The organism is Planococcus koreensis (assembly GCF_004761975.1).
GTDB lineage: Bacteria > Bacillota > Bacilli > Bacillales_A > Planococcaceae > Planococcus > Planococcus koreensis.
Map to the genome: position 1 here is coordinate 1 of NZ_RQII01000068.1, position 16,240 is coordinate 16,240.

A 16,240-nucleotide genomic window follows, 5' to 3' on the forward strand; every position below is an offset into this window, starting at 1 on the left:
ATCATTATTGCGGTCAACAAAATGGATAAGCCAAGCGCAAACCCTGATCGCGTGATGCAAGAATTGACTGAGCATGGACTTGTACCTGAAGCATGGGGCGGCGAAACGATTTTCGTTCCGATTTCTGCCCTTAAAGGCGAAGGCATCGATGCATTGCTTGAAATGATCCTGCTTGTTTCTGAAGTCGGTGAATTGAAAGCGAATCCTGCCCGCCGTGCAATCGGTACTGTAATCGAAGCAGAGCTTGATAAAGGCCGCGGTTCAGTTGCTACGTTGCTTGTGCAGGACGGAACACTCAATGTTGGAGATCCAATCGTTGTCGGCAACACATACGGACGCGTCCGTGCAATGGTCAATGACCTTGGTCGCCGTGTTAAAGATGCAGGCCCATCGACGCCAGTTGAAATCACAGGCTTGAATGACGTACCGCAAGCGGGCGACCGTTTCGTCGTCTTCGAAGACGAAAAAACTGCACGCCAAGTCGGCGAAACTCGTGCAACTTCAGCGCTTCAAGTTCAGCGTTCTGAGAAAACACGCGTCACGCTCGATAACTTATTCGACCAGTTGAAGCAAGGCGAAATGAAAGAATTGAACTTGATCGTCAAAGCTGACGTACAAGGTTCGGTTGAAGCGATGGCTGCTTCATTGATGAAAATCGATGTTGAAGGCGTCAATGTTAAAATCATCCACACGGGCGCAGGCGCCATTACGGAATCAGACGTTGCTCTTGCAGCAGCATCAAATGCAATTGTCATCGGCTTTAACGTACGCCCTGACATCAACGCAAAACGTGCTGCAGAAGCAGAAGGCGTAGATATCCGCCTGCACCGCATCATTTATAAAGTAATCGAAGAAATCGAATTTGCGATGAAAGGGTTATTGGACCCTGAATTCGAAGAGAAAATCATCGGCCAAGCCGAAGTGCGCAGCACATTCAAAGTCTCTAAAGTCGGGACAATTGCCGGAAGCTATGTAATCGAAGGCAAAATCACCCGCGACAGCGGCGTCCGCGTCATCCGTGAAGGCATCGTCGTATTCGAAGGCGAGATCGACACGTTGAAACGATTCAAAGACGATGCAAAAGAAGTTGCAAAAGGCTACGAATGCGGTATCACGATTAAAAACTTCAATGATGTCAAAGAACTTGATATCATCGAAGCTTACATCATGGAAGAAATCGAACGTAAATGATTCTCTACATGGAATGTGAATTCTTCATTCCAGTAGCCCATTCGTTAAAAGAAAAACGGGCAGTGGTCAAAAGCATGCTGACCCGTTCAAGACAGAAATTCAATGTTTCCGGTGCGGAAATTGATCACCAGAACGTCTGGCAGCGAACGCGCCTTGCATTTGTCACTGTGTCTTCTTCGAAAGATGCAGCGGACAAAGAAATCGAGCGCGTCCTGCACTTTCTGGAAAGCAATCCAGCATGGGAATGCCTTGAAATCCATAAAGAATATTTGTAAGAACGAGGTGAAGTAAAAATGACTATGCGCTCTAATCGTGTAGGCGAGCAAATGAAAAAAGAGCTTAGCGACATTATCAGCCGTAAGCTGAAAGATCCGCGCATCGGTTTCGTAACCGTGACGGATGTGGAAGTTACAGGTGATCTTCAGCAAGCGACTGTTTATATCAGCGTGCTTGGTGATGATAAAGCGAAAGAACAAACTTTGCTCGGCTTGTCTAAGTCAAAAGGTTTTATCCGTTCTGAAATCGGACAGCGGATCCGGCTGCGCAAAACGCCGGAATTGTCGTTTGAAATTGACTCCTCTGTAGCATACGGGAACCGGATCGATTCACTATTGCGTGACATCAAAGAACCGAACGAAGAACAATGATCCCACCCGAAGCCTGCTGTCTAATTTTCTTAGATCAGCAGGCTTTTTTTGTGGAAGATGCATTAACCGCCAAATAGCGGCGTCAGAAAATATGGCTGGGAGCTGAGATAAGATGGAATTGAACGGCGTTCTCCCTTTATGGAAAGAAAAAGGCATGACTTCGCATGATTGTGTATTTAAATTAAGAAAAATCTTGAAAACCAAAAAAGTGGGGCATACCGGCACTTTGGATCCGGATGTGGACGGTGTTCTGCCGATTTGCATCGGACGCGCGACAAAAGTGGCGGAATACATCACAGACCAAGGCAAAGCGTACGAAGCGGAAGTGACAATCGGCTATTCGACTGAAACGGAAGATGCGAGCGGTGCGGTTGTCGAAAGGGACGACAGCGATAAAAAGGTGACACGTGAACAGCTGCAGGCTGTGCTGCAAAGTTTAACGGGTGTAATTACGCAAATCCCTCCGATGTATTCAGCAGTGAAAGTCAATGGCAAAAAGCTTTATGAGTATGCGCGCCAAGGAATTCCTGTAGAACGTCCAGAACGCAAAGTGCGCATCGCCTCGATCGAATTGCTCGATGATGCACAGGAATGGAGCGGCCAGGAATTGAAATTCTCCATTTTCATCCGCTGCGGCAAAGGCACATATATCCGGACCTTGGCGGTTCAAATCGGCGAAGCGCTTGGCTTTCCAGCGCACATGTCGAATTTGAGGCGGACGGAATCGGGGAAATTCAAAGCGGAGGATTGCTTTACACTTGCTCAAGTGGCTGAAATTGCCCAAAATGGAGATATCGGCACGATTCTGAAACCGTTAAGCTACGGCTTAGGGGATTTTCCGGAAACTGAGATTGAAGCAGATTTGCTGTTCGGCATAAAGAACGGACAAGTGCTGGACCGCCACCCGATGATGAGTGAACATGAATTTCTTGTGTTTACGGTCAATGGCCAACCGGTCGCGCTGTATAAGCGCCATCCAGAAAAAGCGGATAAGATGAAGCCTGAAAAAATGTTCGGATTTCCCGAAATCGACGAGGTGTAAGATGAAAATAATCCATTTAAGCTACCCGAACCACGTTAAACCTTCAGAAAACCTTGGCGCTGTTTCACTGGCGCTCGGTTTTTTTGACGGCGTACATAAGGGACATCAAAAAGTCATCAGCGAAGCGATCCAGGTTGCTGGCAAGCTTCATGCCAAATCCGCTGTCATGACGTTCGATCCACATCCTTCGCTCGTGCTCGGCGGCAGAAAAGAAGAAGTCTTCTATATTACGCCGATGCAGGAAAAGATGGAGATCCTGAGTGAAATGGGCGTCGACATCTGTTTTATCGTCCGCTTCACTTCCGACTTTGCACAGCTGACTCCCGCACAATTCGTTCAGCACTTTATCAAAGATCTGGGCGTCGTTCATGTGACAGCCGGATTCGATTATTCATTTGGCTGCAAAGGCCAAGGCAATATGGAATTGATGCAGGAAATGGCGGATGGTGCGTTTGGTGTCACTATTATCAAGAAGCAGGAAGACAGCGAAGAGAAAATCAGTTCGACGCGGATCCGCAGCTTGTTGAAGTCCGGTGAAGTCGGGGAAGTTTGCCGGCTTCTCGGGCGGCCGTTCCGCATTTCCGGGACGGTAGTCAATGGCGATAAGCGCGGACGCACGATCGGTTTCCCGACGGCCAACGTTGAACAGGAAATCGGCACATTCGTGCCCGGCCGCGGCGTCTATGCTGTCCGGATCTGGGTGCAAGGTGCGGTTTACGACGGAGTCTGCAATGTCGGCTTCAAACCGACATTCAACAACCCCGATGAGAAAAGGCTCAGCGTCGAAGTCCACATCTTGGATTTTGATAAGAACATCTACGGAGAAATGGTCCTTGTTGACTGGTATGCACGCATCCGCGACGAGCAGAAGTTTTCGGGCATCGAAGAACTGAAGAGCCAGATCCAGCGCGACAAGGAAACAGCAATTGAATTTTTTAAATCCCAAGGCTGACCGACGGTGTTGATTTTGCACGGGGCATATGCTATGATTTGTTAGTACTGAAACAGTACAAACCATTGCTTGGCAAATCGAATCACCAACGTTTGCTCAGTAATTGGGGATATCAGAAATTAGGAGGTGGACACAGTATGGCAATCACTCAAGAGCGTAAAAATGAATTGATCAGTGAATACAAAGTGCACGATACAGATACTGGATCTGCACATATTCAAATCGCCATTCTTACAGAAGACATCAACAACTTGAACGAACATTTGCGTACCCACAAGAAAGATCACCACTCACGCCGTGGACTTTTCAAAATGGTAGGACGCCGTCGTAACTTGCTTAAATACTTGCGCGAGAACGATGTACAAGGTTACCGTGACTTGATCGCGAAACTTGGCTTACGCCGATAATAACAACCAGAAAAAAGCGGGATTCGTCCCGCTTTTTCTTTATGCGTAAAAAATTCAACATTCAATCGCATGATGAATGCTTTTTTGATACACTACTATATAAGTTGAACTAATAAATTTTTACTTGCAGCTACTCCGTAAAACTGCCTCGCTTGCCGCGGGCGAGCACTGAGCCGCTTCGTCGCTGCGCTCCTGCAGGGTCTCAGCTTTCTCGCTTTCCCGCAGGCGTCTCGGCAGTTTTACTCCGTATCTACAAATAGCAGAAGCACATAAGCTATTTATTTTTCATAGTGCTTATCCAGCGAAGGCGCGGCAAGGGGCTAGGCGAAGCAGAAAGACAGGCGTTCTTTGCCTGGCTTTTTGCGGGAGCCATGCCCAAAGCGACCGAAGCGATATTCAGAAGCTTTCTTCTTTAGTTCAACTTATATAGAAGATACATAAAGAGGAATTTCACTCAGAAAGCACGTTTACCACGGCTTGACTGGGGATGAAACATTGTAAGAGAGAGGAGCTCGATTATGGAGCAAACTAAAAAAGTCTATACATTCGATTGGGCTGGCCGCACATTGCAGGTCGAAGTCGGTCAATTAGCAAAACAAGCAAACGGAGCAGCATTAATCCGCTACGGCGATACAGCAGTGCTTTCCACTGCAACTGCTTCAAAAACGCCGAAGACATTGGATTTCTTCCCGCTCACAGTTAACTATGAAGAGCGTTTATACGCTGTCGGCAAAATCCCTGGCGGTTTCATCAAACGCGAAGGGCGTCCATCTGAAAAAGCGACGCTTATCAGCCGTTTAATCGACCGTCCAATCCGTCCGTTATTCCCAGACGGCTTCCGCAACGAAGTCCAAGTCATTTCTATGGTAATGTCTGTTGACCAGGATTGCCCGTCAGAAATGGCCGCAATGTTCGGTTCTTCATTGGCATTGATGATTTCGGATATTCCTTTTGGCGGACCGATTGCTGGCGTTATCGTTGGAATGGTTGACGGAGAATACATCATCAACCCGACCAATGACCAATTGGCACAAAGCTCGATCAACTTGACTGTTGCCGGAACAAAAGATGCGATCAACATGGTGGAAGCGGGAGCGAAAGAAGTTTCTGAAGAAGTCATTTTGGAAGCAATCATGTTCGGCCACGAAGAAATCAAGAAATTGATCGCATTCCAGGAAGAGATTGCTGCTGAAGTTGCCAAAGAGAAAACAGCGATTCAATTGTATGAATTGGACCCGATCTTGATGGAAGAAATCAAATCGGCTGTTGAAACTGATTTGGTCAATGCTGTCCAAGTAAGTGAAAAACAGGAGCGCAATGACGCGATTGCTGCAGTCAAAGAACGCGTTTTGGAAACTTATGCAGATTCTGATGATGCAGTGAAGAAACAAGCCGGCCAAATTTTAGATAAAATGGTCAAAGATGAAGTTCGCCGCTTAATCACGGATGAAAAAATCCGTCCAGATGGCCGTGCGCCTTCTGAAATCCGTGCATTATCTTCTGAAATCGGGCTATTGAAACGCACACACGGTTCAGGTTTGTTCACACGCGGGCAGACGCAAGCGATGAGCATCTGTACACTTGGTGCACTTGGCGACGTCCAGATCATCGACGGCCTTGGCCTCGATGAATCGAAGCGTTTCATGCATCATTATAATTTCCCGTTGTTCTCAGTCGGTGAGACTGGATTCCTGCGCGGCCCTGGCCGCCGTGAAATCGGACACGGGGCTCTTGGAGAACGTGCACTTGAAGCTGTTCTTCCAAGCGAAAAAGACTTCCCGTACACAATCCGCTTAGTTGCGGAAGTATTGGAATCGAACGGCTCTACTTCACAGGCAAGCATCTGTGCTTCTACATTGGCGATGATGGATGCAGGCGTGCCAATTACTGCACCTGTAGCCGGAATTGCGATGGGACTTGTGAAAAAAGGCGAAAACTATACAGTATTATCCGATATTCAAGGGATGGAAGATTACCTTGGAGATATGGACTTTAAAGTTGCAGGAACTGCTAAAGGCATCACTGCACTTCAAATGGACATTAAAATCGATGGCCTTTCACGCGAAATTCTCGAAGAAGCTTTATCTCAGGCGCAAGTCGGCAGAATCCACATTTTGGAATCTATGCTGGCGACAATTTCTGAGCCGAAAACCCATCTTTCTGAATTTGCACCGAAAATTATCATGGTCAAAATCAATCCGGATAAAATCCGCGATGTAATCGGACCTGGCGGTAAAGTCATCAACAAAATCATCGAAGAAACAGGCGTTAAGATTGATACAGAGCAGGACGGCACAATCTTCGTTTCATCGGTAAATGAAGAAATGAACGCAAAAGCGAAAGCGATGATTGAAAACATCGTCCGCGAAGCGAAAGTCGGGGAATATTACGAAGGCAAAGTGAAGCGAATTGAAAAATTCGGTGCATTTGTTGAATTGTTCCCAGGCAAAGACGGACTACTCCACATTTCTGAAATCCAGGAAGCACGGACGAAAGAAGTGGAAGATGTCTTGAAAATGGATGACGTCATCAAAGTGAAAGTTGTCGAAATCGACCGCCAAGGCCGTGTGAACTTATCTCGCAAGATTGTCTTGAAGGAAGAAAAAGAAGCGGCTGAAAAAGCAGCTGAATAAGAAAAAATAGTGAAATTGCCAGCTCCGGTTGGCAATTTTTTCGCATTAGGAGGAATTTTTCCATGGTTACTATCCATACTTGCGGAAACGGCCTTCGCATTGTTTCCGAATCAATCCCGCATTTCCACTCAGTGGCAGTCGGTGTATTTGTCAAAGCCGGCTCACGCGATGAATCCCCTGAAGAAAACGGCATTACGCATTTTATTGAGCATATGCTCTTTAAAGGGACAGAAACGCGCTCAGCTAAAGACATCGCAAAAGAGTTTGATCGCATAGGCGGAGATATCAACGCTTATACATCAAAAGAATATACATGCTATTACGCGAAAATCCTGGACCACCATGCAGAGCATGCGGTCTCGGTGCTTGCGGATATGTTCTTCAATTCCAAAATGGACGTGGTGGAAATCGAGAAAGAGCGGCAAGTCGTGCTCGAAGAAATCAGCATGACTGAAGACATGCCGGATGACGATGTCCAGGAACAATTATGGCGCGTCATGTACCCGCACCATTCGATGGGTGCGCCGATCCTCGGAACAGGCACAACGCTGAAAAGTTTTACGAAAGACAAAATCCAGCATTTTATGGATCGCCATTATACACCGGATAACACCGTTATCTCGGTCGCAGGAAAAATCACGCCGGAATTGATCCGCTTGATCGAAAAGCTTTTCGGTTCGTTCCGCCGGCTGGAAACTGAAAAAAACTACCGTTTCCCGATTTTCACGCCAGGCCATTCGTTCAAAACGAAAGAAACCGAGCAAGGCCATCTGAGCTTGGGCTATCCCGGCTTGTCGATCACAGATAAAGATATTTTTAATTTTACGGTACTGAATAATATTGTCGGCGGCTCGATGTCGTCGCGCCTGTTTCAGGAAATACGGGAAGAACGCGGCCTTGCCTATTCCGTCTATTCCTACCATTCCGCATACTCTGACCACGGCACGCTTGCAATCTACGGCGGCACGTTAAACGAGCAAATGGATGCGCTGCAGGAAGTCATCATTACAGAGCTCCAGGAAATCCGCAAACACGGCCCGACAGCTGAAGAAGTAACGGATTCCAAAGAGCAGCTGAAAGGCAATGTGATGCTTGGGCTTGAAAGCACCAGCGCACGCATGAACCGCAACGGCAAAAATGAATTGCTGTTGAGAAAACATCCGAGCTATGATGAAATCCTGGCCCGCATCGAAGCCGTTTCACCAGAGCGCGTCACTTCGCTGCTGGAAGTATTCGATGGAGATCCAGCCATCTCAATTATCCGCTCCAAGATGGACGAAGCTTAATCACAAGCTAGTTTTATAGAAGGACCTTCTTTTGAGTCCAATAATAAATGGATGCATTTCGCTAATGGCGAAATGCATTTTTTCAATTAAAGGAGCCGTTCGCAGAAGCGAGCGGCTTTTCATAATGGGTTCTTCAACTTGGGTCGAAGCGAGACGCTTATTGGCTAGTGCCGGATAAAAGCCGAATAAGCCGTGTTAACAGCCGTTGAATGCATGTTGATGATCTGCCAACGCATGTTAACTTCGATTTAATACATGTTAAACCCGATTTAACACGGGTTAACGGAAAAGGCGACTCTATGAAACCGTTGAAGATTATCAAGAAACTGGATATACTTCTTTTTTCTTTTATTGCAAAGAAATATTTTATTATTAATCCCTTTTGAATGGAGCGCAGGGCTTCGAACAAGTTGAAGCGAAATGAAAAGTTTATGAAAAGTGCTTTATGAGCAATAGTGAGTGGAATATTCAATGATCTATTTCTCTAGCGTAGTGAATTGTGGTACAATTACGCCAATAATCTTTGAAGGAGCGAGTTGTTTGAAAACATATAATGTAGCAATTATGGGCGCCACGGGTGCAGTTGGACAACAGATGAAAGAGCAATTGGAAAAACGCGATTTTCCAGTGAATACGATAAAATTCCTGGCATCAAGCCGTTCAGCCGGTCAGCAAATTGAATTTAAAGGCAATACCTATACCATCGAAGAAGCAAAACCGGAATCATTTGAAGGGATCGACATTGCGTTGTTCAGCGCAGGCGGCAGCATCTCCGAGCAATTTGCGCCGGAAGCCGTCAAACGTGGGGCAGTGGTCATCGACAACACCAGCGCTTTCCGCATGGACGCCGAAGTGCCGCTCGTCGTGCCGGAAGTAAACCCGGAAGATATCGCACAGCATAAAGGCATCATAGCGAATCCGAACTGCTCGACCATTCAAATGGTCTGTGCCTTGCAGCCGCTTAAAGAACAATACGGCTTGCGGAAAATCGTCGTCTCCACATACCAAGCCGTATCAGGCGCCGGCATAGGGGCTATCAATGAACTGAAAAGCCAGTCGGCTGATTTTGACAATGCGAAAGATGCCGAAGCGAAAATGCTGCCGGTGAAATCCGCAGAGCACCATTATCCGATTGCGTTCAATGCCATTCCGCAAATCGATAAGTTTACCGACAATGGCTACACATACGAAGAAATGAAAATGATCAACGAAACAAAAAAAATCATGCACGATGACCGTTTAGCCGTTGCCGCGACATGTGTCCGCCTGCCGGTCGTCACAGGCCACTCGGAATCGGTTTATGTGGAACTTGAAGGAGCGCCGACAGTCGATGAAGTAAAACAGGCAATCGCTGACGCACCTGGTGTCGTGCTGATGGACGATCCCGCAAACCAGGTTTACCCGATGCCGTTGATGGCAGCTGGGCTCGACGAAGTGTTTGTCGGTCGCATTCGCCAAGACCTCGACAATCCGCAAGGCTTCCACCTATGGGTCGTATCAGACAATCTGGTCAAAGGCGCGGCACTCAATTCAGTTCAAATCGCCGAGTCGATGATTGAGCAAAACATCATTTAAAGGCTCGCAAGCCATCATAAATGCAAACCAAACAAACCGGGCGAAACGCCGGTTTGTTTTTTCTTTGGACTGTTACCTGAAATTCCCGTATAATAAAGTCTATGGATATGTACGGGTAAAATTTAGGAGGAAATAAATTGAGTAAAATTAAAAATGAAGTAATTAGAGTTATCCCGCTTGGCGGGGTCAGTGAAATCGGTAAGGCCATGTACGTGATTGAAATTGATGAGGACCTGTTCGTAGTGGACAGCGGCCTGATGTTCCCGGAAGATGAAATGCTTGGAATCGATATCGTTATTCCGGACATGACGTTCCTGGAAGAAAACAAAGACCGCGTCAAAGGGATTTTCCTGACTCACGGCCACGAAGATGCAATCGGTTCAATTGCCTATTTAGTGAAAAAGATCCAGGCGCCTGTCTACGGATCGAAATTGACGATTGCGCTTGCCAAAGAGCATATCAAAGAACAAGGTTCTCTGAAGCATGTCAAATTCTTTGAAGTGACAAACAAAAGCCGCATGAATTTCGATAAAACGCACGTGACATTCTTCCATACGACACATAGTATTCCAGACGCTTTGGGCATCGCTTTCCATACATCCGAAGGCGCGATTGTCCATACAGGCGAATTTAAATTCGACCAATCCGTAAGAGGCAGCTACCGTCCGGACATTTCGAAAATGGCGAAATTGGGCGACGACGGCGTATTGTTCCTATTGTCCGATTCAACTGAAGCGGAACGCCCTGGCTATACGACTTCTGAAACAGTTGTTTACGATCATTTATATACAGCGTTTCTTGGAGCGGAAGGCCGGATTTTGGTTTCATTGTATTCATCGAACTTTATCCGCATCCAGCAGGTTTTCGACCTTGCCCAAAAAACAGGCAAAAAAGTGGCAGTTGCCGGCAAAAGCCTGGAAAGCAGCTACGAAGTGGGATTGCGCCTCGGCTATTTGACCGTCGCAGAAGATACAGTCATCTCTTTGAAAGACCTTGAGCAATACCGTGACGAAGAAGTGGTCATCATTGTTACAGGCAACCAAGGAGAGCCGCTTGAAGCATTGGACAAAATGGTTCGCAAGCAGCATAAGGATGTCAAGATCAAAGACACGGATACGGTATTGATCACATTCACTCCGTCGCCTGGCATGGAAGTCCCTATGTTCCAGACAATGAACAAATTGGCGAAAGCCGGCGCGAAAGTGTTGACTTCTGATAAAAAAGTCCACGTTTCCGGACACGGCAGCCAAGAAGATTTGAAACTGATGCTGAACATGATGAAGCCGAAGTATTTCATTCCGATCCAGGGAGAATACAAAATGCTGATTGCCCATTCGAAATTGGCACAGCAAGTCGGCATCCAGAAGTCGGATATCTTTATCGCTGACAAAGGCGATATTGTTGAATACAAAGCAGGCAAAGTACGCATGAGCGGCCGTGTCACTGCAGGCAATGTCCTGATTGACGGCATCGGCATCGGCGACGTCGGGAACATCGTTTTGCGCGACCGCAAACTATTGTCCCAAGACGGAATTTTCATCGTCGTTGTAACCTTGAACCGCAAAGAGAAGAAAATCGCATCAGGCCCGGAAATGATCTCACGCGGATTCGTCTACGTGCGTGAATCCGAGCAGCTGATGGAAGAGTCCACTCAATTGGTCCGTAAAGTAGTAGACAAATATGTCGTAAAAGATGCTTTTGAATGGAATAACATCAAACAGGAAATTCGCGACACATTGAATTCTTATTTATTCCAGCAAACGAAGCGCCGTCCGATGATCATTCCGATTATTATGGAGTACTAAGAGAGAAAGAGGTGAAAGGATTTCCGAACCGATCTTATCGGAGGAAATCCTTTTTCAATTTTGAGGAAATGAGGGATCGTAATGCCACGGGCTCAGGTGAAAAGAAAAACACCCGCAAAGAAAAAGCCGGTTTCTAAAAAGAAACAGCCAATGGCGATGATCTGGTATGAAGTCATCGGGCTATTGCTTATCGGCGTCGCCGTATTGATGGCTTTCCAGCTTGGCATCATCGGCAAAATGCTGTTGAATACAGCCGAATTATTGACAGGGTATTTGGCTATTTTTGTGCCAATCGTGCTGGTGGCAATAGCCATACACGTCATGGTGAAGCGCACTTGGCCGAAACCGCGCCTGAAACTATTAGCAAGCGGCTTGTTCGTATTGACAGGTACCCTACTGATCTGCCATTTGATTTGGGCATCCGGTTCGATTTTGCCAATCACAACGAGCAATGTATTATCCGAAACGATCAAGTCGACGCAGCTTACAGGTTCTGTATGGCAAACCTATACTGCAAGCGGCGGCGGAATAATGGGCGCATTATTGTATGCCATGTTCCATGTGTTATTCGATACAGCAGGAACGTGGATCATAGCATTGATCCTGCTGTCAATCGGCGCAATCATTTTGACTGGCAAAACGGCAGCGCCTTACCTGGCGGAAAAAGTGCCCAGCATGCGGCCAGTACTCGATGGGGTGATGAACCGGTTCAAGCAAGGTAAACCGAAGCGCATATCCTCGCCGCGACGCAAAGCACAGCTGGAACAGCCGTTCGAAGCCGATGAAGTGCTGGCTTATGATGAAATCGATGAAATTCCTGAAGTGAAAAGCTTTGATATGCAAACAGAAGAGCCCATCATTTCAGCGTTTACAGAAAATGTCAAACCGAGAAAACCTGAAACGCCTCCAGCAGTACAAGACGAAATAGAGGCAACGCCAGAACTTGGCGATGTGAACTTGATGACGACTGCAGAAGAATTGGAAAACGAAGAATACCAGCTGCCGCCGATCGATTTATTGAATTTGCCGCCGCAAAGCGACCAAAGCGGCGAATACGCTGGCATCCAAAAAAAACGCGAAAAAGCTCGAGAAGACGTTCCAAAGTTTCGGCGTCCGCGCAAAAGTGACGCAAGTCCATTTGGGACCAGCGGTAACAAAATACGAAGTGCTGCCGGATACGGGCGTGAAAGTCAGCAAGATTGTCAGCCTGCACGATGATTTGGCGCTGGCGCTGGCGGCACGGGATATTCGGATCGAAGCACCGATTCCAGGCAAATCCGCTATCGGCATCGAAGTGCCGAACTCGGAAGTGGCGATTGTGTCGCTTCGCGAGGTATTGGAGTCGGAAGAAAACAACAAGCCTGATGCCAAGTTATTGTTTGGCTTAGGACGCGATGTCACCGGCCAAGCCGTGATGACCGAATTGAACAAAATGCCGCATTTGCTCGTAGCCGGTTCGACGGGAAGCGGGAAATCGGTGTGCATCAACGGCATTATCACGAGCATTATCATGCGCGCGAAGCCGCATGAAGTGAAAATGATGATGATCGATCCAAAAATGGTCGAATTGAATGTCTATAACGGCATTCCACATTTGCTGGCGCCTGTCGTCACCGATCCGCGGAAAGCGGCCCAGGCATTGAAGAAAATCGTTTCCGAGATGGAACGGCGCTATGAGCTGTTTTCCCATACCGGAACGCGCAATATTGAAGGCTATAATGAATACGTCCGCATTTTCAATGAAGAAAATGAAGACAAACATCCGAAATTGCCATTCATCGTCGTCATCGTTGATGAGCTTGCTGATTTGATGATGGTCGCTTCGAACGAAGTGGAAGATGCCATCACGCGTTTGGCACAGATGGCCCGCGCCGCGGGAATCCATTTGATCATCGCGACACAGCGTCCGAGCGTCAACGTCATCACGGGCGTCATCAAAGCGAATATCCCTTCCCGGATCGCATTTGCGGTATCGTCCGCAATCGATTCGCGGACCATTTTGGATATGGGCGGCGCTGAGAAATTGCTGGGCCGCGGCGATATGCTGTTCCTCGGTGCCGGCCAATCCAAACCGGTCCGCGTGCAAGGGGCGTTCCTGTCAGATTCCGAAGTTGAGAAAATCGTCGATTTCGCCATCGAACAGCAAAAAGCGCAGTATCAGGAAGATATGATACCGACCGAAGTCGATGAATCAGCGATTGACGAAGAAACAGATGAAATATACGACGAAGCCGTGCAATTGGTTTCCGAAATGCAGACAGCATCGGTATCGATGCTGCAAAGAAGGTTCCGCGTCGGCTATTCACGAGCGGCCCGCATCATAGACCAAATGGAGCAGCGCGGCGTTGTCGGCCCGTACGAAGGCAGCAAACCAAGGACTGTATTAGTGCCAAAGCAGGAAGATTATTAAATCTTCCTGCTTTTTTTTGTGACAAAATGATTAGAGTTTTTGAAATCTTTGAAATGAAAATCGCAAAATTCGACAAAAGACTATTTATTTCATTTTAAATTAATGTTATAGTAATTTTGATTAGTAGGAATGTTTTACATCAGATGTCTGATCTCTGTCATTGGTGGTGAATCGTATGACAATAAAATCGGATCATCGCGCTTTGTATCTTCAAGTTATTGACCGCATGAAGCAGGATATTGCTGCCGGATTGTACAAAGAGAAAGAGAAGCTGCCATCCGAATTTGAACTGGCCAAGACACTTGGAGTCAGCCGCGCCACTCTTAGAGAAGCGCTGCGGCTGCTGGAAGAAGACAATATCATCGTTAGGCGCCATGGAGTTGGCACTTTCGTCAATGCGAAACCGGTTTTTTCATCGGGCATCGAACAATTGACGAGTGTTTCCGACATGATCCGCCAAGCAGGCATGGAGCCCGGTGCTATTTACTTAAGTACCCACGAGGCTCCTTGTTCTGAAGAGGATATAAAACGCTTTCATTGCGAAGACGATGACTCAATTATTACTATTGAACGCGTCCGAACGGCAAACGGGGAACCCGTCGTGTATTGCATCGACAAAGTTCCTTCACGGTATTTGCCTGGAGATTTTCTCGGACGCACAGAAAGTTCCATCTTCTCAGCAATTGAGGAGTCCGGTGACATCCATATTGCGTATGCCGTCACGTTCATCGATCCAATCGGCTATCATGACCAGGCTTCACCGATATTGGAATGCGACCCGGAAACAGCATTACTCGAGTTAAAACAGTTCCACTATGATGAGGACGATCGTATGGTGCTTTATTCAAAGAACTACTTCAGAGCTGATAAATTCAGTTTCCATGTAGTTCGCAAACGTGTGTAAAACGGCAAATTCCTGCTATTATCAAAAATTACCTTGGGGGTTATCACATTGATTAAACGTAAATTTGCTCTAGGCCTTTCAGTTATGCTTGCAGCGAGCACAATGCTTGCAGCATGCGGCAGCGAAGAAGAAGCGACATCTGGCGGTTCTGGCGGCGGTGAAGGCGCTGAAGAAACAAGCGACTTTTCTGTTGCTATGGTAACTGATGTCGGGGGCGTAGATGATAAATCATTTAACCAATCGGCTTGGGAAGGTTTGCAGAAGTTCGGTGAAGAAAACGGCCTTAAAAAGGGCGATGGCGGCATCGACTACCTTCAGTCAGGGTCTGACGCTGATTACAACACCAACTTGAACAACTTGATCCGCCGCGACTTTGATGTCGTTTTCGGAATTGGTTTCTTGATGGAAGGCGCGGTTAAAGAAATTGCTGCTCAGCAGCTGATGCTCAAATCGGTATCATCGATGCGGTTGTTGATGCTCCAAACGTTGCCAGCGTCTTGTTCAAAGAGCAAGAAGGCGCATACCTTGCAGGTGTTGCTGCTGCTTTGATGACGGAAACGAAAAAAATCGGTTTTGTCGGCGGCATGGACATTCCTGTAATCGAACGCTTTGAAGCTGGATTCAAAGAAGGCGTTAAAGCTGTAGACGAATCAATCGTTGTTGATGCTCAGTACACAGGTGCTTTTGATAAAGCGGAATTGGGTAAATCCACTGCTGCTCTTATGTATGATTCTGGCGCGGATATCGTATTCCACGCAGCTGGCGGAACAGGAAACGGTGTATTCACTGAAGCCAAGGAACGCAAAGAAGCTAACCCGGATGAAAATGTATGGGTTATCGGCGTAGATGCTGACCAATACGATGAAGGACAAGTTGGCGATGCGAACGTAACATTGACTTCAGTTCTTAAACGAGTTGACCAAGCAGTTCTTGATATCTCTAACAAAGCTAAAGAAGGAAACTTCCCAGGCGGCGAAACAACTACTTACGGTTTAGCTGACGATGGCGTTGGCCTTGCGGATTCACGCGGCGCGATTCCTGACGATGTTATGGCTAAAATCGATGAGTACAAAGAGAAAATCGCTAGCGGCGAAGTAACAGTACCAGAAACTTTGTCTGAATAAGTTCTTTTGATACGGTCATCATAAAGACCGGTTTAACCGGTCTTTATGATTTTTTTTGCTCAAAAATGGATTGATAGATGAAAGGTTTTTAAATGAAAACTCGCTGAACGCGCATAAATTCTGCAAAACAGCTGTGAAGGCACTGCCTAAAGAATTGAGGCATTAATATTTGCGCTGTCCAAAGCGATTAACCTATACAACACGCCAATAGAAACCTTTCATGTGTCAATTTCTATACGATGCAACGGTAATTCTAAAAAATAA

11 protein-coding genes and 2 pseudogenes are annotated in these 16,240 nt (G+C 46.9%); all 13 read left to right on the forward strand.

Going from position 1 to position 16,240, the window contains the following annotated elements; all coding sequences use genetic code 11:
• On the forward strand, positions 1-1,191 hold a 1,191-nt coding region (gene infB / locus EGV91_RS15395; protein WP_135505234.1), incomplete at its 5' end, for a translation initiation factor IF-2.
• Positions 1,188-1,466, forward strand: a complete 279-nt coding sequence (locus tag EGV91_RS15400; protein ID WP_135505236.1) for a DUF503 domain-containing protein — start codon at positions 1,188-1,190, stop codon at positions 1,464-1,466. The genes infB and EGV91_RS15400, both read left to right, overlap by 4 nt.
• Before the next feature lie 18 nt (positions 1,467-1,484).
• Positions 1,485-1,838: a 30S ribosome-binding factor RbfA gene (gene rbfA / locus EGV91_RS15405; RefSeq protein ID WP_135505238.1), complete on the forward strand. Its 354-nt coding sequence runs from the start codon at positions 1,485-1,487 to the stop codon at positions 1,836-1,838.
• A 112-nt stretch (positions 1,839-1,950) separates the two neighbouring features.
• Positions 1,951-2,880 (forward strand): tRNA pseudouridine(55) synthase TruB, encoded by a 930-nt coding sequence (gene truB / locus EGV91_RS15410; protein WP_135505240.1) that lies wholly within the window; start codon positions 1,951-1,953, stop codon positions 2,878-2,880.
• Position 2,881: 1 nt separating this feature from the next.
• A complete protein-coding gene (locus EGV91_RS15415) occupies positions 2,882-3,832 on the forward strand; it encodes a bifunctional riboflavin kinase/FAD synthetase (protein WP_135505243.1) in 951 nt (316 codons plus the stop codon).
• Between the two features lie 137 nt (positions 3,833-3,969).
• Positions 3,970-4,239, forward strand: coding sequence for a 30S ribosomal protein S15 (gene rpsO / locus EGV91_RS15420; RefSeq protein WP_135505245.1), 270 nt, complete (start codon positions 3,970-3,972; stop codon positions 4,237-4,239).
• Positions 4,240-4,757: 518 nt separating this feature from the next.
• Positions 4,758-6,872: a polyribonucleotide nucleotidyltransferase gene (gene pnp, locus EGV91_RS15425; RefSeq protein WP_135505247.1), complete on the forward strand. Its 2,115-nt coding sequence runs from the start codon at positions 4,758-4,760 to the stop codon at positions 6,870-6,872.
• Between the two features lie 62 nt (positions 6,873-6,934).
• Positions 6,935-8,158 (forward strand): M16 family metallopeptidase, encoded by a 1,224-nt coding sequence (locus EGV91_RS15430; protein ID WP_135505250.1) that lies wholly within the window; start codon positions 6,935-6,937, stop codon positions 8,156-8,158.
• A 564-nt stretch (positions 8,159-8,722) separates the two neighbouring features.
• Positions 8,723-9,733 carry an aspartate-semialdehyde dehydrogenase gene (locus tag EGV91_RS15435; protein WP_241666206.1) on the forward strand — a complete coding sequence of 337 codons (1,011 nt, stop codon included), beginning with the start codon at positions 8,723-8,725 and terminating at the stop codon, positions 9,731-9,733.
• Between the two features lie 137 nt (positions 9,734-9,870).
• A complete protein-coding gene (locus tag EGV91_RS15440; protein ID WP_135505252.1) occupies positions 9,871-11,538 on the forward strand; it encodes a ribonuclease J in 1,668 nt (555 codons plus the stop codon).
• A gap of 81 nt (positions 11,539-11,619) precedes the next feature.
• Positions 11,620-13,948, forward strand: a pseudogene (locus EGV91_RS15445) (FtsK/SpoIIIE family DNA translocase).
• A gap of 175 nt (positions 13,949-14,123) precedes the next feature.
• On the forward strand, positions 14,124-14,852 hold the full coding sequence (locus EGV91_RS15450; RefSeq protein WP_135505254.1) for a GntR family transcriptional regulator: 729 nt from the start codon (positions 14,124-14,126) through the stop codon (positions 14,850-14,852).
• Between the two features lie 48 nt (positions 14,853-14,900).
• A pseudogene (locus EGV91_RS15455) lies at positions 14,901-15,976 on the forward strand (BMP family lipoprotein).
• Positions 15,977-16,240 lie beyond the last annotated feature (264 nt).